This is a genomic window from Hydrogenophaga sp. BPS33 (assembly GCF_009859475.1).
In the GTDB taxonomy this organism is placed as follows: Bacteria; Pseudomonadota; Gammaproteobacteria; order Burkholderiales; family Burkholderiaceae_C; genus Hydrogenophaga.
The window spans coordinates 1,608,793-1,635,282 of record NZ_CP044549.1; the positions used below are offsets into that span (position 1 = coordinate 1,608,793).

Consider the following 26,490-nt stretch of genomic DNA (forward strand, 5'->3'; position numbering starts at 1 on the left):
CCTTATTCCCCGAACGCCAGCTTGGCGATGATGTTGCGCTGGATCTCGCTGGTGCCGCCCGCTACCGTGAGGGCGCGCCAACGCAGATACTCGACCGAGCGACCTGTGGCGTAGGACGGCAGCGGATCATCTTCTCGAGGGGCGCGCTCGGCCTGATCGAGGTCCAGTCGAAGCGCGTGGGGACCCAATGCTTCGAAGTTCAAGCGAGAAAGCCGTTGAGTGAGCTCGGAGCCTCGCAGCTTGAGCACCGAAGACAGCGCTGGTTCGGCGGACCCTTCCAGCAGACGCAAGGTGGTGGCCTCAGCGGCCAGAATGTCGACTTCAAGCTGTGCCACCTGGGTGCGGAAGGCGCCGTCGCGAAGCAGCCGGCCTCCGTGCAACGTGTGGTCTCGGGTAAGACGCTTCAGCCGATCCAGCCTCTCGCGGGCGCGCCCCAGTTCGGCAATGCCGGTTCGTTCGTGCGCGAGCAACGCTTTCGCATACGTCCAGCCGCGTCCCTCCTCCCCAATGCGGTTCTCCACCGGCACAAGCACATCGTCGAAGAACACTTCGTTCGTATGGTGCGCCAGGTCCAGGGTCCTGATCGGCTGAATTCGGATGCCTGGCGTCTTCATGTCGATCAGCAGGAAGGTGATGCCTTCTTGCCGGCGGCCGCTGCTGTCCGTGCGCACCAGACAAAACATCCAGTCCGCCCAATGGGCCAGCGTGGTCCAGATTTTCTGGCCGTTGACCCGGTACTGATCACCTTCGCGGACCGCGCTTGTCGACAGGGCTGCGAGGTCAGACCCCGCTCCTGGCTCGGAGTAGCCTTGGCACCACCATTCGTCCGCGCGAAGGATGGGCCCAAGAAACCGTTCTTTCTGCGCTTCTGTTCCATAGGTATAAATGATCGGACCGACCATCTTGATGCCTTGTGGTTGGGTACGGGGACACGAGGCGCGTGCACATTCATCGTCGAAGATCTGCCGTTGCATGGCGCTCCAGCCCGCACCTCCGTGCTCGACCGGCCAACCAGGAGCGGCCCAGCCGCGCGCGTGTAATTGCTTCTGCCAGAAGCTGTGATCCTCACGAGAGAGGAGGTCGTAACCGCGTTCAACGCGAATGCGCAGCTCGTCCGGTAGTGCCGCCGCGATGAAGGATCGAACCTCCTCGCGGAAGTGCTGCAGTGCGACAGCGCTCTCGGTGCCTGAATCAATCGTCATATATGTTGCCTATACACAAAAGAGTTGTGCTGGACAAAAAAGTATAGAGCATTTGTCGCCCGGCGTCACCCGTTCAATAATTGTCTATACGCAATAAACTTTGCTATTGACAAGAGTGGCATGTCGCATTTACCCTTCACCTCCTTGACGCATCAACGGGATCGTCAACTCCTGCGGACCAGGTCCGCGCATCAAAGAGAAGGTAGACAAGCCATGGGCCTCACGCGAGAAATTTCTGAATTCGTCGTACGAAAATCTGACCTGGATTTCTCCAGCAGAGAGATAGATGCAACGAAGACACTCATCCTGGACGTTATTGGGGCTTGCGTGAGTGCGGCAAAAGAGCCCGTGACGCAGTTCACCACGGACTACGTCAAGGAGAGTGGCGGTGCTGAGGAGTGCAGCGTGTTTGGGCAGGGATTCAAGACCTCGCTTGGCCATGCCGCTTTGCTGAACGGCCTGACGGCGCATGCGCGCGAACTAGAGTCAATCGGTCAATACACCGGTAGCAATCCGTTCACCGTCATCCCGGTTGCACTCGCTGTGGCCGAAAAGTTTGGCCGTTCGGGCAAAGAGGTGATCGAGGCTGTCATTCTCGCCCTTGAAGTTCAAGTGAGACTGGGGATGGCCGGCCCTGGCCTGTTTGATCGTGGCCTGGGGAGCATCGGCAACTACGGCGCCTTTGGGTCCACCGCAGCAGCGGGCCGATTGATGGGTCTCAACGCGGATCAGATGCAGAATGCCTTCGGTATCGCCATCAGCCAGGCGTCTGGTCAGCAGCAGCACACCGGTTACATGACGCACCTTCTTGAGAGTGCGTTCGGCTGCCGAAACGGCGTGACCTCGGCCAGTCTGGCCAAGCGTGGCGTCACAGCCAACCCGAACATGATCGAAGGCAAGCAAGGCTTCTTCGAGGTCTACAGTTCATTCGGGCGAGGCTTCGATTTGAATGGGGTGGCCGAGAAGCTGGGCAAGCCCTACTGCGTCACCGACATTTTCATCAAGAAGTACGGCGCTTGTTTCATGAACCACCGCTCAATGGATGCATTGATGCAGCTCATGCGGCAACATGACATTCACTTCGACGATGTGGAACGCGTGCGGGCCGAAATACCGCCCTTCATTGCAGACCTGCTTCGTTTTGAAGATCCGAAAGACGGTTCAGAAGCCAAGTTCAGCTTGCACCAAGCGCTGGGTTCGATGTTGGTCGACCGTGATCTCCCGCTTCCCTACCTCTATCCGTTCAGCGACAAGGGTGCAGTCGATCCCAAGTACCAGAAGGCGCGTCAGAAGATCGAGGTGATCGAGAACAAGGCAATGACCGGCGGGCGTTCGATGCCCTATACGCAGCCTGTCACGGTGGTGATGAAGTCAGGTCAGGAATACACCGCAGCTGTGGATGCCAAGCAGCTGAAGGGCAGTGGTCATAACCCCCTTAGCCGCGAGGAGTTGTCGCAGCGCCACAAGACGATGACAGAGGAAATTTTGTCCCCGAGCCAGATTCAGCGGACGATCGATCTGGTGGATCGGCTGGACCAACTCGAGTCCATTTCAGAACTGATGCAGGTCGCTACTTTCGGCGAAACGGCGTAAGGCCTGTTCAAAAAGGAGACAAGCAGATGAATAGCAAAAAAAGGCCAGATTTTGGCATCAGCGGGTTGAAGTTCGGTCAATTTGTGACCGCAGTTTCGCTGGCTGCATCATGTGTGGTTAGCGCTCAAGAGGCCTATCCCACGCAATTGATCCGATTTGTTGTGCCTTACACCGCCGGCGGCCCAGCGGATGCCCTCGCGAGAGCGATTGCCCAGCCTCTGGCGAAGGCGCTGAACACGACCTTGGTCGTGGACAACCGCGGCGGCGCAGGGGGAACGCTCGGAACAGGCTTGCTGGCCAAGGCGCCGCCAGACGGCTATACCATCGGACTGGTGACCGCAGGGTCGATGTCCATCAACCCCTTTCTGTACGGGAAGTTACCCTACGACCCTCGCAAGGACTTCGAATTCATTTCGCCCGTGGCTTCGTATGTGAATGCAGTGGTGTGCCATCCCAAGGTACCCGCCAACAACATGGCCGAGTTGATCCGCTATGCAAAGGCGAATCCGGGGGAAATCCGCTTCGGTTCAGGCGGCGTTGGCACCACGGCTCACCTGGCCATGGAGACGGTCAAGCACGTATCTGGAGCGCCTATCCAGCACATTGCGTATCGAGGTGCGGCACAAGCAGTCACAGACCTCATCGGTGGAACGATCTCCTGCATGATCGACGTGCTGGCCACCACTTTGCCCTACGTCCATAGCGGCAAGATCAAGGCCCTCGCGGTCTCTGGCGCCAAAAGGAGTCCACACGCACCCGAAATTCCCACCATGGCGGAATCTGGCCTTCCTGGCTTCGAAGAAGCGTCGGGGCAGTTGTGGATGGGGTTGGCGGCGCCCGCAGGCACACCCAAACCCATCATCGACAAGTTGAACGCGACGGTTCAACAGATCCTTCGGGAGGATCCAACCGTGCGAAAAGCGCTCGAAGTCCAGGGGTTTGATCCCTTCCCTCTGTCGCCTGTTCAATTCTCACAGCACTTGCAGAAGGACTATGAGAGCTGGGGACGCATCGTCAAGGCGACTGGAGCGAAGGCGGAATGACATGGTAGACACCGAAGATCTCCGCGTCAAAAAAGCGGCACGGCCCGTCGGCTTTATCGGTTTGGGCGCGATGGGAAAACCCATGGCACTGTGCCTTCTGAAGGCGGACATTCCCGTCATCGTCTACGACCGGGACGCCGCTCGAGTCGATCAGCTTTGCACTGCCGGAGCAGAAGCGGCCACCAGTTCAATGGAGCTTGCCAAAAGATGCGACCGCATGGTTTGCATCGTCGAGACCGCGGCGCAAGTCCGGGAAGTGATGTTTGGGGAGAGGGGCATCAAAGCCGGGGCGTCGGAAGGCCACCAGGTGCTTGTCATGAGCACCATCGATCCCGATGCGCTTCGCAAGATGGCCGAGGAGAGCGCAGCCTCCGGCATCACCCTCAGGGACGCGCCTGTCAGCGGCAGCACCGAAGGGGCTATCAACGGGACGTTGACGTTTTTCGTCGGCGGTAGCGAGCAAGATGGCCAAGCGTTCGCCGACTGTTTTGCGGCCATGGGCACGCATGTGTTCTACATGGGTGCTCTGACCAAAGGCATCGAGATCAAGCTGTTGAACAACATGCTTGCGCAAGTGAACACGGTGGCGGTGGCCGAAGCACTGGCCATGGCAAGCAAGGCGGGAATGGACCTGAAAACCGTGATTGAAGCCGTGAAGGTCAGCACGGGAAACAGCGCCATTTTCGAGTTGCGCGCGCCGCGGATTCTTGCGCGCAACTTCGCACCGGGTGGCTCCAATGACATTTCATACAAGGACCAGGAGCTGCAAACGGCCTTTGCCAAACGCCTGGGCGTGCCGGTTTTCTTGCCGAGCATCACCCAGCAGGTTTACCAGATCGCCCGAAGTATGAACCTCGGGAAGGAAGACGGTTCGTCCATCATCAAAGTGTACGAAGCGCTCAGCGGAATGGACCGTCAGGCTTAAGGCGTGACATCGATGTCTACAGGAGAAAACATGATTAGCAGTGAGCAAAACGTGTGGCCGGCGGGTGACGTTACCCGTGTCCCTTTTTGGATCTATACCGACGATGAGATCTACCGAAAAGAGCAGGAGTCCATCTATCTTGGCCCCGTCTGGAACTACCTTTGCCTTGAAGCGGAGATCCCCAAAAGCGGGGACTATTGCACCGCCTTCGTTGGCGACATGCCGGTGGTCGTGACGCGTGGGCCGGACGGGGGTGTCAATGCGTTCGAGAACCGCTGCTCGCACCGCGGTTCGTTGTTGGCGCTCAAACAGCGCGGAAATGCAAAGGACTTTGTCTGCGTGTACCACGCGTGGAGACACGACATCAAGGGCAATCTTCTGAGCGTGGCGTTCAGCCGGGGCGTGAACGGCGAGGGCGGCATGCCGCCCGACTTCAATGTGTGCAACCACGGTCCGCGCAAACTGCGGGTGACCACGCTGGGCGGACTGGTGTTCGGAACGCTGTCGGACGAAACACCACCGATCGAGGAATACCTGGGCGAACCCATTTTGGCGAGGTTGAATCGCGTTCTTCGCAACAAGCCCCTTCGCATATATGGCGGTTACACGCAGGTGTTGAAGCACAACTGGAAGCTGTACTTCGAGAACATCAAGGACAGTTACCACTCCAGCATCCTTCACACCTTTTTTGCTACCTTCAAAGTGTCGCGCCTGTCGCAGGGCGGGGGGCTGATCGTGTCCGATTCAGGTGCCCACCACTGCAGCTACTCGCTGGTGCACCAGGGAGGCGCGGACAAAGAATTCGACCAGGAGAAGCTCCGCAGCAACATGGAGCAGGAGTTCAAGTTGCAGGACAAGAGCCTGCTCGAAGTCGAGGACGAGTTCAATGACGACACGCGCGCGCAGGCCGTCACCATCTTTCCTGGCTTCGTGCTTCAGACCGTGCACAACACCATCGCGGTTCGGCACATCCAGCCCAAGGGGCCGAATGAGACACACCTCAAGTGGACCATGATTGGTTTTGAAGACGATAGCGAACGCCTCCAGGACATGCGGATGAAGCAGGCCAACCTGGCTGGACCGGCAGGATTTGTGTCCATGGAAGATGGCGCCATCGGGGGATTCGTTCGACGGGGAAGTGCAGCTGCAGACAAGGAGTCGACCGTCGTCTTGATGGGTGGAATGAGCACCAGCAGCTCGAATTCGCGCGCCACGGAAGGAGCCATCCGCGGGTTCTGGAAAGCTTACCGTTCCTATCTGGGAATCTGATGATGAACGACACCACTACCGACCGAACTTCCCTCAGCGCAGCTCTGGCTGAATTAATGGAGGACTACGCCCGCGCGATTGACCGTGATGAGCTTGAGCGTTGGCCAGACTTCTTCGAAACCAAGTGCATCTACAAGGTGACCAACCGCGAAAACGTGGCGGCTGGTTACCCGATTGGCGTGATCTATGCGAATTCGCGCGCGATGCTGCAAGACCGCGTCATGTCCCTGCGCGACGCGAACATCTACGAGGACCAGTGCTACAGGCACTTGCTTGGGCGCCCGTTCATCACGCACACGGACGGCGACACCGTTCACGCAGAGACGAGCTTCCTTGTCATGCGGACCATGCAGGATGGCGTCACCTCCGTGTTTGCCACGGGGAGCTATCACGACGTGCTGAGCGTCACAACGGAGCGCATCCGTTTCGTCGAGCGTATTGTGGTGTGCGACAGCGCGCGCATCGACACGCTGATGGCGTTGCCACTTTGATCTCTGACGCTGTGAACGAACAAGCAAACCAAGCCAGCGCGCTACAGCAGCGATGGAGTGCCCCTCCACGCTTTAAGGACAAGATCATCATCATCACGGCGGCTGCCGCAGGCATTGGTGCTGCCACGGCACGCCGTATGGCCAGCGAAGGGGGTCGGATCATCGGTGTGGACACGGATGCGACCTCTCTTGCCGCATTGATCGCTGAGTTGCCTGGCAAAGCCGGTCGGCATGCGCCCATGGTGGTGAACTGCCTTGACGAAGCTGCCGTCATGCAATGCGTGCGCCAGACTGTGGAGTTTTCTGGCGGACGCATTGATGTTCTTGTGAACGGCGTTGGCGGATCGACCCTCAAGGCTTTGCCAGCAGGGGGAACCGACCGGATGGCGCTGGAAGACTGGAACGCTTTGTTGAATTTCAACCTCACGCCAACCTTCCTTTTCTGCAAGCACGTGATGCCCGTCATGATGGCGCAACGCGCGGGGAAGATCGTGAATCTTTCCTCGATCGCCGGTCGTGGTGAGGACGCGAGCGTCGGCAATGCGGCCTACAGCACGGCCAAGGCTGGCGTCAGCGTCTTCACCAAGCGCCTGTCCCGCGAGATGGCGGCGTATGGCGTAAATTGCAATGCCGTTGCGCCGGGCGCCACGCAGACGCCGCGCATCTTGCGGTACTACGATTCGCAAACGCCAGAGGTTCGCGCGCAGGCCATGGAGAAGACGCCGCTGGGTCGTATGGCAACGGCCGAAGATCAGGCCAATGCCATTGCTTTTCTTGCTTCGAACGACGCCGACTTCATTACTGGCGTGGTCCTTGATGTGACGGGTGGACATTGAGGGGCGCATTGTTGGCAATTTCTGAGGTGCTGACACGGCGGTCTAAAAGATCAAACGAATGAATCATTTATCTCCCCCCACACAAGCTTCTCTGGAGAGCACATGGATCTTGGCCTGACAGGAAAGACCGTGGTGATCACGGGCGGCAGCGCTGGTGTTGGCCTTGCGTGCGCCGAATTGATGGCGTCCGAAGGATGCCACGTCGCCATCGTGGCGCGGGATGGCACACGTCTCCGGGAAGCGGCAACGTTGCTCACCGCCCGCACGGGCCATGAGGTGCAGGCCATCGAAGCAGATCTCTCTTCTTTGGCTGGTGTGGAACAGATGATGGCGAGTGCCGAGCGATTGCTTGGTCGCATCGACGTCCTCGTGAACAACGCAGGCGCGATCAGAGGCGGGGACTTCCTGAGCACACCCGACGCCCAGTGGACGGAGGACTGGAATCTGAAGTTGTTTGGGTATGTGCGAACGGCGAGGGCCGTTCTTCCGTTGATGAAGCGGCAAGGTGGCGGCTGCATCATCAATGTGATTGGCGCGGCGGCGCGCCAGGTCAGCCCGACCTATCTTGCGGGCGGCGCTGCGAATGCCGCGTTGGTCAACTTCACCAAGGGATTGTCCGATGTAGGTGCACCGGATCAGGTCCGGGTTAAGGCCGTCTCGCCGGGGGCGGTGCGCACCGAGCGCTGGGACCGCATCACTGCGGCGGACGCGAAGGCAGAGGGCCGATCGGTTGAGGAAGTGCGTGCGGAGCGGCTTGCCACATACCCGCTTGGGCGCATCGTCACACCGGAGGACGTAGCCAATGTGGTCTGCTTTCTGGCTTCCCCTCGTGCAGACATGCTGAACGGCTTGACCGTCACCGTCGATGGTGGCTGGAGTCGAGGCGTCTATCCTTGAAGATGCCAAAGGCACTTGTCAAAGCGGATTCGAACGCGACCACTGTCGCCGCAAGTCGCGTGCACCCGTCTGGACACCGCGAGGTCCCTGCCGTGCGCCGTGCTTGCGCCGTCATGTGGTTGCTGGCGCGCCATCCGGACGGTATTACCTTGTCGAGCGTCGCCCGAGAACTGGACATTCTTCCGAGCACCTGCCTGCATATTTTGCGCGAACTTGGGGTCGGCCGACTGGTCGCCTACGATGCGATCGCCAAGGTGTACCGACTGGGGAGCGGCGTGCTTTCATTGAGCAGCAGGTTGACGCAGCAGAACCCGTTCGTCCAGGTGGCGCAGCCGCATCTCAACCGGTTGTCGCGCGAATTCGAAGTGGCCGCGTCGGCGCAGGAACTCGATGGTGACAGCGACATGTTGGTGGTCGCAGCCGCTGCGGTGCAGAGCGGGAGGCCTTCGCCTGGCGGAAGGACGCCGCTCCTCATAGGTGCCTCCGGCCGCGTGATGGCTGCTTACGGGGCCTTGGGCGAAACGGAACTTCGCCGCCGCTTCGCCCGACTCGGTTGGCAGGATCCGCCGGAACTCGAACAATGGCTGAGAGACGTCCGCGACGTTCCGGTCGCCGGTCATGCTGTCGATGATGGCAACTTTCGCAAAGGCATCACGGCCATTGCTGCGCCTGTGTTTCACGCCGACGGCAGCGTCACTCGCACGATCAGTGTCACCGCCGTGAGCGCCCAGCTCGCATCGCGTCAACGCAAACAACTCGCCGAAGCGGCCAAAGTCGCGGCTGCGCAAATCACGAACGCGCTCCGTTGAACCGGGTACAAAAAATATGCAACACCAGAATCTTCTGATTGACGATGCCGATGGCGTGAGGACGTTGACCATTCACCGTCCAGAGCGACGCAATGCCATGGATTCCACGCTGGCCGCGGCCTTGCTCAATGCGCTGCGGGAAGCTGACATGGCGCCAATCGTGGGCGCGGTACTGCTGACCGCCACCGGTTCGGTGTTCTGTGCCGGGGCAGACCTTGGCGAGTTCAAGGGAGAGAGGGCCGACCCCGATGCGGAATCACGCCGCAGCGACCTGTTTCTCGAACTGCAGCTTGCCTTTGAGCAGATCCGAGTGCCGGTGGTCTGTGCGCTGACGGGTGCTGCAATTGGAGCGGGTGCGTCGATCGCCATAGCCGCTGACCTGACGGTAATGGGCGAGGGCGCGCGGCTGGCTTACCCAGAGATCGTTCACGGCATGGTGCCCAGCTTGGTGATAGGCCATTTGCAAAAGCGCATAGGGCGCAAGCAGGCGTTCGACCTGTTGGCGACAGGCGATCCGGTGTACGCGCCACAAGCGTTGGCACTGGGTCTGGCCAGCCGAGTGCTGCCGGATGCCGATGTTCTGGAGGGCGCCAGGACACTGGCGCGCAGCCTCGCCAGTCGGGATCGGCGCACCATGCGGGAGACCAAGGAGCTCTTTGTCACCACCCTCCCGCTGTCGCTGCCGGATGCGCTGCGCGCAGGACGCGAGGCGGGGCGCATGCGCCAGGCGAGAGCCGCACAAGCGGCGCTGCAAGCACAAACCTGATGCGTCGCAAGACCGTCGATTTCTACCAACAGGAGACTGAACAATGAAACCTCTCGCCGGTGTGCGGGTTATTGAAGTGGGCGCCGTGGTGCTCGCACCATACGCAGCAAGCCTGCTCGCCGACATGGGCGCGACCGTTGTCAAGATCGAGCCGTTGGAAGGCGATAGCACGCGCAGTCTGGGACATGCCGAGCATCCTGGCATGGCCTCTCTGTTTCTGAACTGCAACCGTGGCAAGCAAAGTGTTGCCATGGACCTTCGACAGCCTGAGGCGCTGGCTGCACTTCGCAAGCTGGTGGCGCAGAGCGATGTGTTCCTGCACAACATGCGCGCTGATTCCGCCGAACGACTGGGCATCGGCTACGAGGCGCTGCGAGAGCTCAATCCGAAGATGGTTTACTGCGCCTCATATGGTTACGGCGCCGCGGGCCGTGGCGCGAGACGGCCTGCTTACGACGACATCATCCAGGCTGGGTGCGGCATCGCGTCGATCAAGGGCCGAGTCGACGGCCAACCTGCCTACGCGCCCACCATCATTGCCGACAAGACCACCGCGTTGTTCGTGGTCATTGGCATCATGGGTGCCTTGATGGAGCGAGTGCGTACCGGCGAAGGGCGGCAGCTTGAAGTGCCCATGCTGGAGACGATGACCCACTTCATGAGTGTCGAGCATCTCAACGGGCTGACTTGGGAGGAGCCGCGCGCTCCATCCGGTTACCTGCGCCTGCTCAATGCCTTCCGCCGTCCTCACCGGACGCTCGATGGCTACCTGGCGGTGATGCCGCACAGCGAGAGTCAATGGAAGAAATTCTTCACGGCCGTCGGCCGGGCCGACGTGCTCAGCGACCCGCGCTTTGCAACCGCCAGCGACCGGTCACAAAACATCGAGGCGATGTACATCATCGTCAGTGAAGTGCTGCCAACCCGTACTTCCGCGGAATGGGTTGAGCTTTTTACAGAGCACGATGTGCCGTACGGACCTGTGAATTCGCTGGAAGATCTGACGAAGGATCCGCACTTGGCCGACGTCGGCTTCTGGCACCAGGTGGAGCATCCGACCGAGGGAACGCTGCGTGTCCCCTCGTTCCCCGTGCGCGACGGTGGACCGCGTGGTGACGCAACCCCATCGGCTATCGCGCCCGGGCTCGGTCAGCACACCAGAGAGGTGCTGCGCTCGGTTGGCTACAGCGAAAGCGAGATTGACACGCTCATCACCAGCAAGGCGGTCAGAGCGGCGACGGCTTGATGCTGTCGGCGCTCAAACTACCAAGGACCATCAGCATGTCGGACCAATTCGAAACAATCACCTACACCGTTGAACGTGGGCGCGCCCGCATTGCGCTGAACCGGCCCGAGAAGCGCAACGCCATCAGCGTCCAGATGCAGCAAGAGCTGGAGTCGGCACTGTGGTTCGCGGACGACGACACACGTGTGCATTGCGTCGTACTCAGCGGCAACGGCCCGGAATTTTGCTCCGGCTACGACTTGGGGCAATACGAGGGGCCAGCCGCATCGGGTACGCAGAACCGTCGAGGGCGAAAATCCATCGATGACGACGCATGGCGGCTCGAAGCGGCCCAGCGTTGCAGGATGGCCCTTTTTGACATGCACAAGCCGGTGATTGCGCAGGTGCATGGCCGCTGCCTCGCGGGTGGCACCGACCTTGCCCTTTTATGCGATCTGGTGATCTGCAGCGACGAGTCGCGCTTTGGGTTTCCGCCTGCACGTGCACAAGGGTCGCTCCCGAGCCACATGTGGCTCTACCATTTGGGTCCGCAGTGGGCCAAGCGCCTTCTGCTGACTGGCGACTCTCTGGGTGGCAAAGACGCCGCAGCGCTTGGACTGGCACTGAAGTCGGTACCGCAAGAACGGCTTTCCGAGGAAGTCGATGCCCTGGCAGACCGTCTGGAGCTGGTGGACGTCGACCTGCTGTCGTGCAACAAGCGCATTGTCAACATGGGCCTGGAGTTGATGGGCGCACGAACTCTGCAGCGCATGGCTGCCGAGATGGACGCGCGTGGCCACTTGGCGAAGAGCCGCGAGGAGTTCAGAAGCAATGTTCAGCAATATGGGTTGAAGGAAGCGCTTCGATTGCGTGACGGCCCGTTCGGCGACGATTTGATTCAGCGATAAACGTGGGGTATGAAAGCCAGGGTCGCTCAACTACCGTTTCGTACTTTTGTCTACACGCAACCATTTTGCTAATGTAGGTAAACTCGCAAGAATGCCACGTTCAAATCCAGAGAGCATCGGAGCCAAAACGACACCCGCAGGGCGACATAGGGAAGTTCCCGCCGTGCGCCGTGCCTGTGAAACGCTCTGGCTGTTGGCGCGACACCCCGAGGGCCTGCCTCTGTCTCGCGTTGCCCGTGAGCTGGACATTATTCCCAGTACCAGCTTGCACATCCTGCGCGAGCTCGGCGTCGGGCGTCTGGTCACACACGATGCAAACACCAAGTTGTACCGCCTCGGGAGCGGCGTCCTTTCCCTCGGACGCGAACTAACCCAACAGAATCCGTTTGTTCAACTGGCTCAGCCTCATCTGAGTCGACTATCGCGCGACTTTGAAGTCGGTGCTTCCGGCCAGGAAAGAGATGGCGAAGACGAGATGGTCGTCGTGGTGGCTGCGTCGGTGACGCCGGGCGATATGGTGTCGCCCGGTGGACGTACCCCATTGCTGATCGGGGCAACAGGTCGCCTCATGGCAGCGCTCGGCGACTTCGACGAGGCCGAACTGCGGCGCCGGTTCTCAAAGCTGCGGTGGCAAGACGCCCCTACTGTGAAGGTCTGGCTGGAAGAGGTGCGTGGCGCAAGAAGCACTGGGTATGCCGTTGACGAGGGCCACTTTCGAAAGGGGATTACCGCTATTGCAGCCCCTGTTCTCAATGCGGACGGGAGCGCGGCAAGAACCATCAGCGTTACCGGCATTAGCGCCCAGCTGGACGACGCCAAGCGAAAGAAGCTGGCGCTAGCCGTTAAGAACGCCGCAGCGGAGATTACCCGCCTGCTGCGATGAGCTTCGCGGGCCGGCGCTTACGACCTACCGTTTGATGGTGCGAAGCTTTTGATGAAGGGCGCGCTCACGCTGGTTGGCTTCTGAACCCAGAACTGATACATACCGATAAAGGTTGAGCGGTTTTCAGATTCGTACTGATGCCAACGATCCAGGTCGAGAACGGCTTCCTGCTCTGGAAAGCGTGCGCGCAATTCGCGCACAATGGAAGGCTCCACTGTTGAATTTCGCCGATCTGTGACCCTAGATTTCCATCGAATACTGACCCACCCGCTTTGTGAGCAAAGCAGCTCACGGTGTGGATAAGTGCTTCGTTTTCTCCTTTTCAGACTTGGGGCTTGCAGAGCTGTTTTTGAACCGATAGCTATCGTTTCCTGTCTCCAGAATATGGCACCGGTGAGTCAGCCGATCCAAGAGCGCAGTCGTCATCTTCGCATCCCCGAAGACGCTGGACCATTCCCCGAAGCTCAGGTTAGTGGTGATCACGACACTGGTTCTCTCATAGAGCTTGGACAGCAGGTGGAACAGCAGGGCACCTCCCGACTCGCTGAAGGGCAGGTAGCCCAGTTTGTATGGAGCTGCAGCAAAGTGCGCCGCTGTTTGCGCGACTTTGTGGCCTCGATCGATAGCCAGGTTGAAAGTTTGTCCGCGTAGGGATCGAGCTTGCTGGAGCTCGCACGCTTGGCGTAGCGGGGCTCTTCATCGCCCGCCCGCAGGTACTTCTTAACGGTGTTGCGAGCCAGGCCTGTACGCCTGGAGATCTCGCGGATGGACATCTGCTCGCGCAGTGCCCAGCGTCTTATGACACTCAAAGTCGCCACGTCTATCACTCCTGAAATCTCCTGCTGCTAAAAGCAGCAGGATAGGGTTCTTACGTGGGTCAGCTTTAAATGGAAATCGCTGCTCTAACTGGGTCAGTTTTCAGTGGAAGACAACACGCGCAGATCGGCTCGATCTGCAGTTGCAACAGCGCACGCTCGAACTGCGTGGGCTTGGTGTCCTCGGGGTCGGACTTCGTAAAGATGCCGTGGCGGTCGCTGTACAGGGCCAGCGGCACGCCATGGCGCTGCACCAGGGCGTGCAGCACTTGCAGGTAGCCCTGGGTGGTCTCCTGCGCGAAGAACTGCGCGCCCAGCACCCGGCCACTGGCGTTGTCGATGAAGGCGATCAGGCAGCACTTGCTCGAGCGCCCCTCGAACCAGTCGTGGTGGCTGCCGTCGATCTGCACCAACTCACCCACGCACGGGCGTCTGGCACGCGGGCTGTGCACGCGCTGCGCGCGCCGCCGCTGGGCTTGCCACAGCCCGGCCTGGATCATCCAGCCGCGCAGCGTCTCCACGCTGAAGCCAAAGCCGTGCTCACGCTGCAGGTACTCGTGGGCCAGTTGAGGTCCGAAGTCGGCGTAGTGCTAGCGCACCAGATCAACGCAGTGCGCTTGCTGCGCTTCATCGATGCGCCGGTTGCTGCGCTGGCCTTGTCTGCGCGAGACCAGCCCTTGCGGACCCGCTTCGCGCACCCGGCGAACAGTCGCTTGATCTGGCGTACGGACACCCCCAGTTGCTGCGCCGCCTGCGACTGCGACAGTCCGCCTGACTGCAGACGCCTGAGCACCTCCAGACGCTGCACTTCCTTCTGACTCATCAGCTTGCCCTTTGCCTCCACCTGTGTCCTCCACATCCATCGAAGGGGACACTTCTACTTGGTGCAAAGGGGACATTACTGTCTTGGGGCCACAAGCCCATCGTGCCAACGGCGCAGCGTCTAGACTCTCCGCCATGGATGATCGACTTCGCCTGTCCGAATTCAAATTGCTCTTCGCGCTCGACGCGCTGATGAAAGAGCGCAATGTTACGCGCGCAGCGCGTAGCCTCGGTATCAGCCAGCCTACCCTTTCGGAGGAGCTGGCGCAGTTAAGAAAGTTGTTTGGCGATCAGCTGCTGGTGCCCACGACGCGGGGCCTTGCGCCTACGCCTCGCGCCCTGGAGATTGAGGCATCGTTGAGAAGGACGATGCAAGAACTGGAATCTATCGTTCGCCAGCAGTCCAGCTTTGATCCGGCCATCTCGGAGCGCACCTTCGTAGTCGCCATGACGGACTATGGACATCATGCGATCGTGGCGCCCTTGATGCGAGTGGTACGTCAGCAGGCGCCTCACGTAAAAGTCGTGTTCATCCCTTTTGTCGCAGGGATCAAGCTTGCCGAGCTCGAGTCCGGCAACATCGATCTGGTCGTCGCGATGCGCCAGTTCCTTCCCGAAGCACTTAAATCCTCGGTGATCCTGGCGGATCGCCACGTCGTTATTCAGCGGCGAGACTCTTCGCGCAGACCCGAGCCACCCTCGCTAGAAGCGTATTGCGCAATGGATCATGTGATCGTGACGCTTGAGGAACCATATCTGAGGACGGCCATCGACCAGCAGCTCGACCGCATGGCCATGCGCCGCAATGTCGTTTCATCGGTGCCGGCCTACAGTGCCATCGGCGCGCTGGTGGGCAACACCGACATGGTGGCGACGATCCTTCAACGCGTCGCGCAATCGCTGGGGACGAGCTTTCTGGTACACCCACTGCCCTTTCCCACGCCCGAATTTCTGTATGCCGCAGGTTGGCATCCGCGCCATCACGACGATCCGGGCCATAGCTGGCTGCGCAAGACCCTGGCGCACGTGATGGCGCAGCCGCCGGAGCCACCGGGCGCTGGCGACGACTGATCAGCGCGCGCTCCAGACAGGCGCGCGCTTTTCCAGGAACGCTTTGGATGCTTCCTTGGAATCCGCCATCGACGAGGCCAGGGTCGTGAAAAGTTGCTCGACGCGATAGCCCTCTGTCAGGGGCATGTCCTCCGTGAGGTTGATCGCCTCCTTCATCAGGGCGACCGCAGTCGGACTGTTCTTCGCGATGTCTTCGGCCAGCGCCAGCACCTCCGGCATGAGCCGATCGGGGGCAGTGATCTCGTGGATGCCGCCAAAGCGCCACAGCGTGCGTGCATCCACGCGGCGACCCGTGAGCGCCAGGTAGCGAACCATTTTGTCCGGCACGAGCCGCGCCATGTGGCGCGCACCGCCCATGACGCCGACCAGCACCTCCGGCAACGCGAAGGTCGCAGCCTCCGAGGCCACGACAATGTCGCAGCAGGAGGCAACCACAACACCCGCACCGATCGCGGGGCCGTTGACGGCGGCAATCACTGGAATCGGGCAACGCCGCACCGCATCGAACAAACCGCGGGACACGACGGAGCGCGCCATCTGGATTTCGGTGGTTCGTTCCGCAAGCTCCTTCACGTCGGCGCCAGCGCTGAAGTTCTTGCCGACGCCCGTCAACACGACGCACCGGGCGTTTGGATAGTTGTCCACCAGAGTTGCGAACAGATCGCGCAGGCTGCGCATCAATTCCAGGCTTAGCGCGTTGACGGGTGGGCGATCTATGTGGACGACGAGTACATGGCCCGCCGTGTCGTGAGCTTGAACGCGCGGTCCGGTGACGGGAGTTGAAGAGTGCATGTTGGTGTCCTTCGTTGTTCTGTAAACCGCGCATGCTAGATGCCATTGAGCGTGGCGAGCACACCTTCGCTGCCTATACCGGGTATAGGCGCCACAAGCTTGGCTTCGCCAACATCGCTCGATATAAACAGGGCACGAAGCAAGGGATGGCCGAACTTGCTCAATAAAACATGGAGACAACAATGCGCACAAAGCTTTTTCGGCTGTTGCCGATGCTCGCCCTGAGCCTGTTGACGATTGACGTTGCCACGGCACAGGAATACCCGACGAAGCCGATCACTATCGTTGTTCCGTTCGGCGCAGGTGGGACCACCGACATCGCGGCGCGCCTTATCGCCTCGCACCTGACGGATGCGCTAGGCACGCGCGTCCTGGTCGACAACAGGCCCGGTGCCTCCACGATGGTGGGTGCAGAGCACGTCGCGAAAGCGCCGGCTGACGGGTACACGCTGCTGATGGCGGCTGCATCGACCTTCTCGACGAACCCTCATCTGTATCGAAAAATCAAGTACCGGCTGGAGGACTTCGATCCGGTGAGCCTGGTCTCCAAGGTGCCGTTCGTTCTCAACGTGTCGTCGCAGATTCCAGCGCGGACGATCGATGAATTCGTGGCTTGGGCCAAGATGCAGCCGCAAGGCGTCACCTACGCGACCACCGGGGTTGGCACGAGCAACCACATTACCGGCATCCTGGTGGCCAATGCGCTGGGCATTCGCATGGTCGACGTGCCGTACAAAACGAACGCAGCGGCCAATGTGGATCTCATCGGCGGACGGGTGCATGCGCAGCTCGACGCGCTCGCCAGTGCCCAGCCACTGCATGTCGAAGGCAAGACGCGCATCCTGGGTGTGCTCGACAGCCAACGCTGGCAGGGAATGCCCGACATCCCCACTTTCGTCGAAAAGGGCTACAAGGCCGAAGGCGCTTCATGGTTTGCACTCATGGCGCCGGCCGGGACGCCGGCCCTCGTGATGCGCAAGCTGTCAGGGGCGCTGTCCAAGGTCATGGCCATGGAGGATGTGAAGGCCAAGCTGCTGGCTGGTGGACAGCTGCCCGTGTCGATGTCTGCCGACGCCACGCTGCAGTTCATCAAGGCGGATCACGAGCGCTGGGGCGCGGTCATCAACGGCGCGGGCATCCAGCTCGACTGATCAAGACATGCGAGACATCACAGTAAATCATGACGCTGCAGCGCAGGCCGCAAGCACGGAAGTTCATACCAGCAAGCGTTCGGGGCCGCTCACCGGCATGGTGATCGTCGAAGTTGGTGGCGGGTACGCGAGCGCCTATTGCGCCAAGCTGCTGTCTGACTTCGGCGCTGCGGTCTACAAGCTCGAACCGATTGGCGGGGCGCCCGAGCGCCTGCGAGAACCGCTGCTGGACACAGGCCAGGGCGTCGGTGCGAATCCGTTCCAGGCGTGGCTGGACGCGGGAAAGCACAGTCTGTGCATCGACCCGGCGAACGAAGCAGACGTAAGGCAATGGGAGGCCCTGGCAACAAGGGCTGATGCTGTGGTCGACAGCCGTGCGATTGAATCGCACGGATTGCATGCACTGCAACTGCCTGCCCATGCTGCGCCTGTTCATCTGCGCTTCACCTGGTTCGGTGCCGACGGACCGAGAGCGGACCACCCGGGGGCGGATTTCGTGAGCCGCGCTGTGGCAGGCCACGTCAAGATGACCGGCGCCGCCGAAGGACCTCCGGTGGTGGTGGACGCGCCACATGGCCAGCTCATTGCCGGCACGACCGCGTTCTCTGGACTGCTCGCCGCACTCTGGGCGGCCACCCCCCCGCGCACGATCGATCTGTCGGTTGCTGAGTCCACCGTGGTGCTGGCCGAATATCTGGTCGCGCAATGCGTGGGCGAAGGTATGCCGGAGCGGCGATACGGCATCAACCGGTTCGCGCCCAATTTTCCGTTGGGGATCTACGCGTGCAAGGAAGGCCATGTGGGTGTCTCCGTGGTCACGCCCGCGCAGTGGCAGAGCCTGTGCGGCCTCCTTGGCCGTCCGGACCTCGGCATCGACCAGGGCCTGCGGCTGAACATGGACCGCATGTGGCAGGCCGATCGCCTTGACGACATCTTTCGCCCTCTGTTTCTGAATCACACCGCACAAGAGTGGTTCGCGCAAGCGCGGGCCTGTCGTCTGCCAATCGCTATCGTGCCGGACATGGAAACGCTGCTGGAGCAAGACGTTCACCGCGAACGCGGCTCGTTCGGCCTTGTCCATGCGGGCCAGAAATCCTTCGTCGCACCTGTGGCACCACTCACGCTGACGGAAACGCCTGCGAACTCTGAGGGCCGTACACCCGAGGCAGGTTCATGCAAATCCGTCCCGCAGGGGCCCGCGAAGAAGGCGCCAGTGCAGACATTGATGCCGGGTGACGCGCTGCCGCTTTCCGGGTTGCGCATCCTGGACCTCACCATGGGCTGGGCCGGCCCACTGGCGACGCGCCAGCTCGCCGATCTGGGTGCAGACGTTGTCAAGATCGAGTCGTGCCGGTATCCGGACTGGTGGCGTGGCGTTGACTTTACCGACGCGTCCATCGAGGCGCTCGCGCACGAGAAGACGGTTCGCTACAACATGCAAAACCGCAACAAGCGGGTCATCAATCTGGATCTCACGGATGCACGCGGCATCGACATTTTCAAGCGCTTGCTGCGCGATGCGGACGCGGTCGTCGACAACTATTCCAGCGGCGTCATGCGCAAGATGGGGCTGGACTACGACAGTCTGAAGGCCGTCAATCCGGGCGTTATCGCGATGTCGATGCCTGCGTTTGGGTCCCACTCGATGTGGAGCGATCTGCGGGCCTACGGCTCCACGTTCGAGCATGCATCCGGCATGCCGACCATCGTCGCTGCTCCAGGCGAAATTCCCACGATGAGCCATCAGGCCGTTGGCGATCCGATCGGCGGTCTGAATGCGGCGGCTGCGCTTTTGACCGCGCTGCATGCGCGCCGGCGTAGCGGACGAGGACAGTTCATCGATCTCGCGCAAGTGCAGTGTCTGCTCCCGTTGCTGGCTCCCTGGATCGTTCACCAGTCGGCCTTCGGCCATTGGTCGCCTGGCGAGCGCGTGTCGGCGCAGTCCGCTTACTTTTCCCAGTGCGTGCGGTGTGCGGGCGACGAACAGTGGCTAGCGGTCTCCGTCGAGACCGAGGCACAGTGGCAGGCCTTGTGCCAATGGCTCGCGCCGGACGACCGAGTCGATGTCACCGCGACTGCCCAGGCGCAGGGCGCGCTCGCTGGCAGGTTGGCGGCTATGGCGTTGGACGATGCTGCGAAAGCGCTGCAGACCCTAGGCGTGCCTGCAGAGCCGGCCTGGTTTCCATCCGAATTGGTCAACGACGCGCACCTGCGTGCGCGCGGGTTTTGGCAGGTGTGCGAACGTGCTCACATCGGACCTCACGTCCAGGCATCGCTTCCGCTCAGGCTGGATGGCCACTACCCGCCAGTTCGCCGGCCGGCGCCACTTTTCGGTCAGCACAACGAGGAAATTCTCTTGGGTGAGCTGGGTGCAACGCGCGACGAACTGTGCGCATGGCTGGACGCCGGCGTTGTCGGCGACCAGCCGCTGCCTAGTCGAGCGGTTGTGGCCGCCACGGCGACGCGCGAGCGAACGACGACTTCCACAAATTGAAAGGGGCTGCGATGGGTTCAAATGAGCTTGAAGGCCAAACGGCCATCATTCTGGGTGGCGCCAACGGCGTGGGCATGGCGTGCGCCGAACTGTTTGCGCGGGCCGACGCACGCGTCCTGGTCGCTGACATCGACGCTGAGTCAGGCCGCAGACTCGCCGATCGCCTGGATGCATCGGGGCAGCGTGTGCGCTTCGCCACCTGCGACGTCCGTGATCTGGACGCTGTCCAGGCGCTGGTCGACCGCTGCGAAGTTGAATTGGGCGTGCCCGATGTCGGCCTCTATGCCACGGGCATCATCAAACCGGCACCTTTCCTGGACCTCACCGTCACGGACTTCGACCTGGTCATGGACGTCAACCTCCGGGGTGCGGTGTTCTTCTTCCAGGCGCTCGCCCGGCGCCTGGTGAAAGCAGGGCGTGGAGGCAGCCTGGTGAGCATCAGCTCTGTCGGGGGCCAGGTGGCTGGCGACAGCACGCACGCGTACGGCACGAGCAAGGCCGGGTTGATTCATTTGGCCAAATCAATGGCGGTTTCGCTCGCACCCTATGGCATCCGCGCAAACAGCGTGGGCCCGGGTGGGGTCGCCACCGCGATGCAGGCCCATCTGAGTCCGGAGGAGCGACATGCATCGCTGTCGCGCACGCCAATGCTTCGGCTGGCGCGACCCGAGGAGATCGCACAGGTTGCGCTGTTCCTCGCCAGCGAAGCGTCGAGCTACGTCACGGGGCAGACGATCTTTGCCGACGGCGGGCGGCTGGCGCTGCACCGCACGGTGAAGGTGCCGCAATGAGCGAGGGCCGGATCGCTGCTGAGATGTTGGCCGATCATCCTGGCATTCTCATGGTACGCGTCGAGAATCCGCCATTGAACGTCATGAGCCTTGATCAGTACAGGCTGCTAGCAGAGACCTTCGACGGCCTGGAGGATCGCAAGGACGTTCGGTGCGTGGTGCTCACTGCCGCCGGCGAGAGGGCTTTCATCGGTGGCGCGGATCTTCGCCAATTGGTGGACCGCACGCCTAAACTGATGCTAGAGCGGGGCAAGTGGGCGCGCCGCGCCTTCCATTCTGTGCGCGATTGCGGTGTTCCCGTCGTATGCGCGGTCAATGGGTCGGCGGTCGGTGCGGGGCTGGTCATCGCCTCTGTGTGCGACGTCATCGTCGCCAGCGACAAGGCGAAATTCGCTTTGCCCGAAATCACCGTGGGCCTGCTCGGTGGTGCCAAGCACCTGTCGCGCATCCTGCCTGAGAAGCTGGTGCGGTGGATGGCGTTGACCGGCACGGCGGTCGATGGCGAATTCATGCGCCAGCACGGGGCGGTGCATTCGGTCGTCCCGGTGACCGAGGTGTTGCCCTGTGCATTGGCGATTGCCGCCCGAATTGCGCAGCACAGCGGGGCTATCTCGCGGCTACTCAAGGATTGCCTGGATGTGAGCGACGAGCTGCCCTTGCGCGAGGGCTTCCGCCTCGAGCAGTTGTTCACTGCCCTGGTCAGCGGAATGCCAGATTCGGCTGAGGCCGCCAACGCCTGGCTCGAAAAGCGCGCGCCGCGATTCGAGTAGCGCGCGTCCGTATTTCCCAAATTAACCAGGAGACCACCATGAAGATGAGAGCTCGATGGGCCGCAGCCCTGCTGATGGCAACGATGGCGTGCGGCAGCTTCGCACAAGGCTACCCTAACAGGCCGGTGAGGATTGTTGTGCCGTTCGCCCCAGGCGGCGGGACCGACCTCATCGCGCGCGACTTGGCCGAAGGCTTGCGCGAGCGGCTCGGACAGGCCGTCATAGTGGAGAACAAGCCGGGCGCCGGCACGATGCTTGCCACCCAGTACGTCGCTCGCGCACCTGCTGATGGCTACACGATACTGCTGACTTCAGCGTCGTTCCTGATCTCGCCTCACGTCTACGCCAAGCCGTTATACGACCCGATCAAGGACTTCGAGCCGATCACACAGATCAGCACTGACTTCCATATCTTCGCTGTGAACCCCCGCCTGGTGCCTGCGCGCACCATGCGCGACTTCATCGCCTTTGCCAAGGCCAACCCCAAGAAGATCAGCTTCGCAACCGCCGGTACGGCGTCGTCGCCGCATATCGAGGGCGAATGGCTCAAGACCGTCACAGGCATCGACATGACGCACATTCCGTACCGGGGAAGCTCGCCGGCCGCCGCGGCGCTGCTCGCTGGAGACGTCCAGGTGCTGGTAGATGCGCTGGCCACGACGCTGCCACACATCAAGACAGGCTCGATGGTGGCGCTCGCCGTGCCTCATGCACGCCGCTCCCCCTTGTTGCCTGACGTACCCACGGTGGCCGAGTCGCTAAACCTGCCGGACTTCCAAGTCGACATCATGAATGGATTGCTCGCACCAGTGGGTACGCCACGCGAAGCGATTGACCGCATCCAGCAGGAGGTGGCCCGTGTGATCGCACAGCCCGACATTGCCGCGCGCTTCAAAGCGCGCGGCCTGAGCGCCGTCGGATCGACGCCAAGCGAATTTGGCGGCTTCCTGCGCTCGGAAAACGCCAAGTGGCAGAAGCTGGCCAAGGACTTATCGATCCAGGTGGAGTAGCCCATGGCCAACGGAAGGCTGGAAGGCAAGATCGCGTTCATCACCGGGTCGGCCGCAGGCATCGGCAAGGCGGCAGCACGGCTCTTCGCGCAGGAGGGCGCGAGCGTCGTTGTAGCGGACGTCAACGCCGATGCGGCGCAAGCCGTCGCGGCGCTGATCCATGAAGCCGGTGGGCAGGCCCTGCATGTGCATTTGGACGTTACCAGCGAGGACAGTGTCATTGCTGCGGTCGAGGCTGCCATGCAGAAGTATGGTCGGATCGATATCCTCTACAACAACGCGGGCGCGTCCTTCGTGGGCGATTCGCGCGTCACGCGGACTTCGCTCGAAGAATTCCGTCGCACGATCGACCTCAATCTGACGGGCACATGGTTGTGTTGCAAGCATGTCATTGCACGGATGGAAGCCACCGGCGGCGCAGTGGTCAATACCTCATCGGCTGCAGGACTCATCGGCGTGCCGGAGCTGGACTCCTACACCAGCTCCAAAGGCGCGATCTTGGCCTTGACGCGGTCCATGGCGGTCGAATACGCGCCCGCGCGCATCCGCGTCAATGCGGTTGCACCCACCTCGGTGACCACCGAACGCGTGCTGGAGCTGTACAAGCATCGGCCGCCCACCGGCCTTCGGGCCAAGAACCTGCTGGGACCGGCAACTCCTGAAGATGTTGCGCATGCCGCGCTCTTTCTGGCAAGCGATGATGCACGGGTAATCACCGGTGTCGTCTTGCCGGTGGATAGCGGTGTGACGATGTGCTAGACAGCATGGTTGCACATAGACGACCCGCATCAGCGAGATAGCAGGCCGCGCAGAAGCCGCGCGGTCTGCTGCGGGTCTTGCAGCAGGAAGTGGTGGTGGCCTCCTGGAAATTCGTGCAGCCGCGCGTCGGTCTTGTGCGCCATCTCCGCCACGATCCAGCGAGCACACTGCTCGGAGACCAGGCTGCTGCTGCCGCCTCGCACGTAGTCCACCCGGCGTGCATGCGTGCCGCGGAGCATTTCGACGCCCAAGATCTCCTCGCTGACGCGCAAGCCGGATGTGAACTTCCAGCGCCACCCATCGGCGTGACGCCGAAGGCCAGTTTCCACCACGTGGCGTTTGACGAAGACGGGAATCTCGACGTCGCTTGGCCGGAACCGATACCTTGCCAACGCTTCCTGCGGATTGGCGTAGAGCTTTGATTCGCCCAACGGTGGGCCTTGCCGGGGCATCTCGCCCGGTGCGTTGACGTACGAGTCGAGCATCACGAGGTGGTGGATCGCCCCACGTCGAAGGCCGCTGGCGCGCAATGCCCGTGAGCCGCCATAGCTGTGCCCGACGACCGTGGCGGACGGCAACTTCAGAAAGTCGAGGGCATCGAGAACGTCCAGCGCCAGACTTAGCGGCGACACATCCGGCCCGGCTTCGCTGTCGCCCATGCCGGAAAGATCCATGGCGGCCACACGCCATCGATCGGTGAGCTGCGGTGCGATGGGCGCCCACCAATTCGCGTGCGCCAGGTAGCCGTGCACCAGCAAGACGGCAGGCTTTTCCACGTCTTGCCAATTCCAGGTCAGCAGGTGTCGGCGTTGACCACGCGTGCGGTAGAAGACGCTTTGTCCCGGCTGCTGCACCGCAGCTGAGAACCACGCGGGCACTGCCGGTCGGTCGATGTCATTGGATTCGTGCATGTTGCGATTGCGCGGCGAAAGCCGCGCTGGAAAGGGATGGTCTCTACTGGTTGCGCCACTGCGCCGGCCGTTTCTCGATGAATGCACGAGCACCTTCGTGCGCATCATCCGAGCGGAGGATGGCATCGAGCGCGGGGCGCTGGCGGGCGAACATTTCGTCTTCCGGCCAAGTGTGCGAATCGACGATGACTTGTTTGGTGGAGGAGATGGCGAGCGGTCCGTTGGAACCGATCTCGCAGGCCAGCTTCCTGGCCGCATCCAGCGCACGGCCAGGAGGAACGAGTCGATTGATGAGCCCATATTGCCTTGCTGCCGGCGCTTCAAGGAAGCCTCCCGTCAGACACAACTCCATGGCAATGTTGAACGGAATGCGGCGTGCCAGACGGAGGACGCCCCCGCCGCCAGCCATGAGTCCTCGCTTGACCTCTGGCAGTCCGAACCGCGCGGTCTCTGACGCCACCACGAGATCTGCAGCCAGCACGATTTCGAAGCCTCCCGCCAGCGCGTGGCCCTCGACGGCCGCGATCAGGGGCTTGCGGATACGCCGTTCGGTGATCCCGGCAAAACCGCCGCCGGGAACCCGTGGCAGCGCGCCCTCGGTGAACGCCTTGAGATCCATGCCTGCGCAAAAGTCGCCACCGTCTCCAGTAATGACGCATGCAGAGAGTTCAGGCCGAGCTTCAAGCTCGTCGATGGCGGAGGAGATTGCGCATGCCATCTCGAAGTTGACGGCATTTCGCTTGTCCGCGCGTTGGAGTCGGATGATTTGCAGGGCGCCTTCTTGCGCCACGTTGACCCAGGGTTTCATGCGCCAAATCTAGGGGAATACGCATCCAGGTGTCAATGAGTGGCCATCGTCGCCATCCGCGAAATGCAAGCCGGATCGGTCAAATCGTCGCTTTCGAAAAGAAAAACTTTGCACTTGCTAGAACGACGTAGCACCCGACTGCGTGCAGGCGTGTCTACCATCGCGGTCGACCTGAATGAGCGCTGTGATGCCAACGAAAACAGAGACAAGCGAATTGATATTTATCAACTGCCTTCAAATCCGGATCGCGCCATGGAACTGATTGAAAACGCGCACGAGCGGGCGTTCCGTTCAAGCGTTCGGGAATTTGTGGCGAACAAGTTGCCTCAGGATCTTCGCGACAAAGTGCAGTCGTTCAAAAGGCTGGAGCGCGCCGACTATGTGCGCTGGCACAGCATCATCGCGGAACAGGGATGGAGCGGGCCGAACTGGCCGCGCGAGTATGGCGGCCCGGGATGGAATGCGATCGAGCGAAAAATATTCGATGAAGAATGCTTTGTCGCTGGTGCGCCTCGCCTGATTCCCCACGTCAACATGATCTGCCCCGTGCTGCACCGCTACGGCAGCCCAGCGCAGAAGGAACGGTTCATCGATCGCATTTACAGGCTGCAAGACTGGTGGTGCCAGGGCTATTCCGAGCCCGGGGCGGGGTCCGACCTGGCGTCCCTCAAAACGCGGGCGGTCCGGGAGGGCGATCACTACATCGTCAACGGACAAAAGACCTGGACGACGTGGGCGCATTGGGCCGACTGGATGTTCTGCTTGGTCAGAACGTCCCCTACAGGCAAGCCACAGGCTTCGATCTCCTTTTTGCTGATCGACATGAAGACGCCGGGTCTCACAGTGCGGCCGGTGATCTCGGCCGATGGAGCGCACGATCTCAACGAGGTGTTTTTCGACGACGTCAAGGTGCCTGTGGAGAACCTGGTAGGCGAGGAAAACCAGGGATGGACGATTGCCAAGTTCTTGTTGGCGCATGAGCGAACCGATCTTGCCGGGGTTGGGCTGTGCAAACGGTTTCTCCAGTTCATCCGTCGCGCGATAGTGCCGCTCTTGCAGGAGCAGCCTCGGCCGGCGGCAACGACCCGTCTGATCGAGCGCTACCACCAGCTCGAAATGGAAGCGGTAGCCCATGAGTGGACGGTGCTGCGCGTGCTCAGCGGCGACGACCGCGGCGAGACCGCTTCAGCAGCCGCGTCGATCCTGAAGATACGCAGCACCGAGCTCCAGCAGGCTATGACAGCGCTGATGGTGGACTGCGCCGGACCGGGTGGCATGCGCTATCTGAGCGCCGCGCGCGAAGAGGCTTGGCATGGCGAGATTCCTGGGGGCGATCTGCACAACGCGCTGGTCGCGCATTACCTCGACTGGCGCAAAGTCACGGTCTTTGGCGGGACCACGGAAGTGCAAAAGAACATCGTCGCAAAAACACTTCTTGGACTTTGAACG

26 protein-coding genes and 2 pseudogenes are annotated in these 26,490 nt (G+C 61.3%); 20 read left to right on the forward strand and 8 right to left on the reverse strand.

What is annotated here, in order from left to right; all coding sequences use genetic code 11:
- Nucleotides 1-2: 2 nt before the first annotated feature.
- Nucleotides 3-1,202, reverse strand: coding sequence for an acyl-CoA dehydrogenase family protein (locus F9K07_RS07595; RefSeq protein ID WP_159590971.1), 1,200 nt, complete (start codon nt 1,200-1,202; stop codon nt 3-5).
- A gap of 213 nt (nt 1,203-1,415) precedes the next feature.
- Between F9K07_RS07595 and F9K07_RS07600 the strand changes: the two genes are divergently transcribed.
- The 12 genes from F9K07_RS07600 to F9K07_RS07655 all read left to right on the forward strand — a co-directional run bounded on the left by F9K07_RS07600 (nt 1,416) and on the right by F9K07_RS07655 (nt 12,847).
- Entirely contained in the window at nt 1,416-2,795 is a 1,380-nt protein-coding gene (locus tag F9K07_RS07600; RefSeq protein ID WP_159590974.1) for an MmgE/PrpD family protein, read from the forward strand.
- 26 nt (nt 2,796-2,821) lie between these two features.
- Entirely contained in the window at nt 2,822-3,838 is a 1,017-nt protein-coding gene (locus F9K07_RS07605; RefSeq protein ID WP_159590977.1) for a Bug family tripartite tricarboxylate transporter substrate binding protein, read from the forward strand.
- Between the two features lies 1 nt (nt 3,839).
- Nucleotides 3,840-4,763 carry an NAD(P)-dependent oxidoreductase gene (locus F9K07_RS07610; protein WP_159590980.1) on the forward strand — a complete coding sequence of 308 codons (924 nt, stop codon included), beginning with the start codon at nt 3,840-3,842 and terminating at the stop codon, nt 4,761-4,763.
- Nucleotides 4,764-4,793: 30 nt separating this feature from the next.
- Nucleotides 4,794-6,032, forward strand: a complete 1,239-nt coding sequence (locus tag F9K07_RS07615) for an aromatic ring-hydroxylating oxygenase subunit alpha (protein WP_201451530.1) — start codon at nt 4,794-4,796, stop codon at nt 6,030-6,032.
- A 2-nt stretch (nt 6,033-6,034) separates the two neighbouring features.
- Complete coding sequence (locus F9K07_RS07620) at nt 6,035-6,523, forward strand: aromatic-ring-hydroxylating dioxygenase subunit beta (RefSeq protein ID WP_159590986.1); 489 nt, start codon at nt 6,035-6,037, stop codon at nt 6,521-6,523.
- Nucleotides 6,524-6,534: 11 nt separating this feature from the next.
- Complete coding sequence (locus F9K07_RS07625) at nt 6,535-7,359, forward strand: SDR family NAD(P)-dependent oxidoreductase (RefSeq protein WP_159590989.1); 825 nt, start codon at nt 6,535-6,537, stop codon at nt 7,357-7,359.
- A gap of 102 nt (nt 7,360-7,461) precedes the next feature.
- Entirely contained in the window at nt 7,462-8,256 is a 795-nt protein-coding gene (locus F9K07_RS07630; RefSeq protein ID WP_159590992.1) for an SDR family oxidoreductase, read from the forward strand.
- 2 nt (nt 8,257-8,258) lie between these two features.
- On the forward strand, nt 8,259-9,065 hold the full coding sequence (locus F9K07_RS07635; RefSeq protein WP_236581980.1) for an IclR family transcriptional regulator: 807 nt from the start codon (nt 8,259-8,261) through the stop codon (nt 9,063-9,065).
- 16 nt (nt 9,066-9,081) lie between these two features.
- Complete coding sequence (locus tag F9K07_RS07640) at nt 9,082-9,831, forward strand: enoyl-CoA hydratase/isomerase family protein (protein WP_159590994.1); 750 nt, start codon at nt 9,082-9,084, stop codon at nt 9,829-9,831.
- A 43-nt stretch (nt 9,832-9,874) separates the two neighbouring features.
- On the forward strand, nt 9,875-11,077 hold the full coding sequence (locus F9K07_RS07645; protein WP_159590995.1) for a CaiB/BaiF CoA transferase family protein: 1,203 nt from the start codon (nt 9,875-9,877) through the stop codon (nt 11,075-11,077).
- Nucleotides 11,078-11,112: 35 nt separating this feature from the next.
- The gene (locus F9K07_RS07650) at nt 11,113-11,964 is read left to right on the forward strand and encodes a crotonase/enoyl-CoA hydratase family protein (protein ID WP_159590996.1); all 852 of its coding nucleotides are present in this window, start codon (nt 11,113-11,115) and stop codon (nt 11,962-11,964) included.
- A 265-nt stretch (nt 11,965-12,229) separates the two neighbouring features.
- Nucleotides 12,230-12,847 carry an IclR family transcriptional regulator gene (locus F9K07_RS07655; RefSeq protein ID WP_159590997.1) on the forward strand — a complete coding sequence of 206 codons (618 nt, stop codon included), beginning with the start codon at nt 12,230-12,232 and terminating at the stop codon, nt 12,845-12,847.
- A 288-nt stretch (nt 12,848-13,135) separates the two neighbouring features.
- On the opposite strand, the pseudogene F9K07_RS07660 reads toward F9K07_RS07655, so the two are convergent.
- The 4 genes and pseudogenes from F9K07_RS07660 to F9K07_RS32255 all read right to left on the reverse strand — a co-directional run.
- A pseudogene (locus F9K07_RS07660) lies at nt 13,136-13,414 on the reverse strand (ATP-binding protein); the annotation flags it as partial.
- A pseudogene (locus F9K07_RS07665) lies at nt 13,411-13,674 on the reverse strand (IS21 family transposase); the annotation flags it as partial. The pseudogenes F9K07_RS07665 and F9K07_RS07660, both read right to left, overlap by 4 nt.
- A 56-nt stretch (nt 13,675-13,730) precedes the next feature.
- Entirely contained in the window at nt 13,731-14,183 is a 453-nt protein-coding gene (locus F9K07_RS07670; RefSeq protein ID WP_159590998.1) for a hypothetical protein, read from the reverse strand.
- A complete protein-coding gene (locus tag F9K07_RS32255; protein WP_442907398.1) occupies nt 14,159-14,521 on the reverse strand; it encodes a helix-turn-helix domain-containing protein in 363 nt (120 codons plus the stop codon). The genes F9K07_RS07670 and F9K07_RS32255 overlap by 25 nt, the downstream gene beginning before the upstream one ends.
- 98 nt (nt 14,522-14,619) lie before the next feature.
- Between F9K07_RS32255 and F9K07_RS07680 the strand changes: the two genes are divergently transcribed.
- Nucleotides 14,620-15,555 (forward strand): LysR family transcriptional regulator, encoded by a 936-nt coding sequence (locus tag F9K07_RS07680; RefSeq protein ID WP_159591001.1) that lies wholly within the window; start codon nt 14,620-14,622, stop codon nt 15,553-15,555.
- Here F9K07_RS07680 and F9K07_RS07685 read toward each other — a convergent pair whose 3' ends face one another.
- On the reverse strand, nt 15,556-16,347 hold the full coding sequence (locus tag F9K07_RS07685; RefSeq protein WP_159591003.1) for an enoyl-CoA hydratase-related protein: 792 nt from the start codon (nt 16,345-16,347) through the stop codon (nt 15,556-15,558).
- 212 nt (nt 16,348-16,559) lie between these two features.
- On the opposite strand from F9K07_RS07685, the gene F9K07_RS07690 reads away from it, so the two are divergent.
- Genes F9K07_RS07690 through F9K07_RS07715 form a run of 6 tightly spaced genes read left to right on the forward strand, consistent with a single transcriptional unit; the run spans nt 16,560 to nt 23,322 of the window.
- Complete coding sequence (locus F9K07_RS07690; protein ID WP_159591005.1) at nt 16,560-17,498, forward strand: Bug family tripartite tricarboxylate transporter substrate binding protein; 939 nt, start codon at nt 16,560-16,562, stop codon at nt 17,496-17,498.
- 7 nt (nt 17,499-17,505) lie between these two features.
- Nucleotides 17,506-19,992 (forward strand): CaiB/BaiF CoA-transferase family protein, encoded by a 2,487-nt coding sequence (locus F9K07_RS07695; protein ID WP_159591007.1) that lies wholly within the window; start codon nt 17,506-17,508, stop codon nt 19,990-19,992.
- A gap of 11 nt (nt 19,993-20,003) precedes the next feature.
- Entirely contained in the window at nt 20,004-20,783 is a 780-nt protein-coding gene (locus F9K07_RS07700) for an SDR family NAD(P)-dependent oxidoreductase (protein ID WP_159591009.1), read from the forward strand.
- The gene (locus F9K07_RS07705) at nt 20,780-21,553 is read left to right on the forward strand and encodes an enoyl-CoA hydratase-related protein (protein ID WP_159591011.1); all 774 of its coding nucleotides are present in this window, start codon (nt 20,780-20,782) and stop codon (nt 21,551-21,553) included. The genes F9K07_RS07700 and F9K07_RS07705 overlap by 4 nt, the downstream gene beginning before the upstream one ends.
- Nucleotides 21,554-21,591: 38 nt before the next feature.
- Nucleotides 21,592-22,563 carry a tripartite tricarboxylate transporter substrate binding protein gene (locus tag F9K07_RS07710; protein ID WP_159591013.1) on the forward strand — a complete coding sequence of 324 codons (972 nt, stop codon included), beginning with the start codon at nt 21,592-21,594 and terminating at the stop codon, nt 22,561-22,563.
- Nucleotides 22,564-22,566: 3 nt separating this feature from the next.
- Entirely contained in the window at nt 22,567-23,322 is a 756-nt protein-coding gene (locus F9K07_RS07715) for an SDR family NAD(P)-dependent oxidoreductase (RefSeq protein ID WP_159591015.1), read from the forward strand.
- Nucleotides 23,323-23,351: 29 nt separating this feature from the next.
- On the opposite strand, the gene F9K07_RS07720 is transcribed toward F9K07_RS07715, so the two are convergent.
- Nucleotides 23,352-24,233, reverse strand: coding sequence for an alpha/beta fold hydrolase (locus F9K07_RS07720; protein WP_159591017.1), 882 nt, complete (start codon nt 24,231-24,233; stop codon nt 23,352-23,354).
- A 43-nt stretch (nt 24,234-24,276) separates the two neighbouring features.
- Nucleotides 24,277-25,041 carry a crotonase/enoyl-CoA hydratase family protein gene (locus tag F9K07_RS07725; RefSeq protein ID WP_159591019.1) on the reverse strand — a complete coding sequence of 255 codons (765 nt, stop codon included), beginning with the start codon at nt 25,039-25,041 and terminating at the stop codon, nt 24,277-24,279.
- Nucleotides 25,042-25,293: 252 nt separating this feature from the next.
- On the opposite strand from F9K07_RS07725, the gene F9K07_RS07730 reads away from it, so the two are divergent.
- On the forward strand, nt 25,294-26,487 hold the full coding sequence (locus F9K07_RS07730) for an acyl-CoA dehydrogenase family protein (RefSeq protein WP_159596856.1): 1,194 nt from the start codon (nt 25,294-25,296) through the stop codon (nt 26,485-26,487).
- Nucleotides 26,488-26,490 lie beyond the last annotated feature (3 nt).

Coding starts and splice junctions, on each gene's coding strand:
- F9K07_RS07705 (WP_159591011.1), top strand. CDS start 20,780: ATGAGCGAGGGCCGGATCGCTGCTGAGATGTTGGCCGATCATCCTGGC.
- F9K07_RS07695 (WP_159591007.1), top strand. CDS start 17,506: ATGCGAGACATCACAGTAAATCATGACGCTGCAGCGCAGGCCGCAAGC.
- F9K07_RS07680 (WP_159591001.1), top strand. CDS start 14,620: ATGGATGATCGACTTCGCCTGTCCGAATTCAAATTGCTCTTCGCGCTC.
- F9K07_RS07615 (WP_201451530.1), top strand. CDS start 4,794: ATGATTAGCAGTGAGCAAAACGTGTGGCCGGCGGGTGACGTTACCCGT.
- F9K07_RS07715 (WP_159591015.1), top strand. CDS start 22,567: ATGGCCAACGGAAGGCTGGAAGGCAAGATCGCGTTCATCACCGGGTCG.
- F9K07_RS07720 (WP_159591017.1), bottom strand. CDS start 24,233: ATGCACGAATCCAATGACATCGACCGACCGGCAGTGCCCGCGTGGTTC.
- F9K07_RS07700 (WP_159591009.1), top strand. CDS start 20,004: ATGGGTTCAAATGAGCTTGAAGGCCAAACGGCCATCATTCTGGGTGGC.
- F9K07_RS07710 (WP_159591013.1), top strand. CDS start 21,592: ATGAAGATGAGAGCTCGATGGGCCGCAGCCCTGCTGATGGCAACGATG.
- F9K07_RS07595 (WP_159590971.1), bottom strand. CDS start 1,202: ATGACGATTGATTCAGGCACCGAGAGCGCTGTCGCACTGCAGCACTTC.
- F9K07_RS07690 (WP_159591005.1), top strand. CDS start 16,560: ATGCTCGCCCTGAGCCTGTTGACGATTGACGTTGCCACGGCACAGGAA.
- F9K07_RS07620 (WP_159590986.1), top strand. CDS start 6,035: ATGAACGACACCACTACCGACCGAACTTCCCTCAGCGCAGCTCTGGCT.
- F9K07_RS07650 (WP_159590996.1), top strand. CDS start 11,113: ATGTCGGACCAATTCGAAACAATCACCTACACCGTTGAACGTGGGCGC.
- F9K07_RS07635 (WP_236581980.1), top strand. CDS start 8,259: ATGCCAAAGGCACTTGTCAAAGCGGATTCGAACGCGACCACTGTCGCC.
- F9K07_RS07600 (WP_159590974.1), top strand. CDS start 1,416: ATGGGCCTCACGCGAGAAATTTCTGAATTCGTCGTACGAAAATCTGAC.
- F9K07_RS07610 (WP_159590980.1), top strand. CDS start 3,840: ATGGTAGACACCGAAGATCTCCGCGTCAAAAAAGCGGCACGGCCCGTC.
- F9K07_RS07640 (WP_159590994.1), top strand. CDS start 9,082: ATGCAACACCAGAATCTTCTGATTGACGATGCCGATGGCGTGAGGACG.
- F9K07_RS07645 (WP_159590995.1), top strand. CDS start 9,875: ATGAAACCTCTCGCCGGTGTGCGGGTTATTGAAGTGGGCGCCGTGGTG.
- F9K07_RS07730 (WP_159596856.1), top strand. CDS start 25,294: ATGGAACTGATTGAAAACGCGCACGAGCGGGCGTTCCGTTCAAGCGTT.
- F9K07_RS07685 (WP_159591003.1), bottom strand. CDS start 16,347: ATGCACTCTTCAACTCCCGTCACCGGACCGCGCGTTCAAGCTCACGAC.
- F9K07_RS07725 (WP_159591019.1), bottom strand. CDS start 25,041: ATGAAACCCTGGGTCAACGTGGCGCAAGAAGGCGCCCTGCAAATCATC.
- F9K07_RS07630 (WP_159590992.1), top strand. CDS start 7,462: ATGGATCTTGGCCTGACAGGAAAGACCGTGGTGATCACGGGCGGCAGC.
- F9K07_RS32255 (WP_442907398.1), bottom strand. CDS start 14,521: ATGTGGAGGACACAGGTGGAGGCAAAGGGCAAGCTGATGAGTCAGAAG.
- F9K07_RS07605 (WP_159590977.1), top strand. CDS start 2,822: ATGAATAGCAAAAAAAGGCCAGATTTTGGCATCAGCGGGTTGAAGTTC.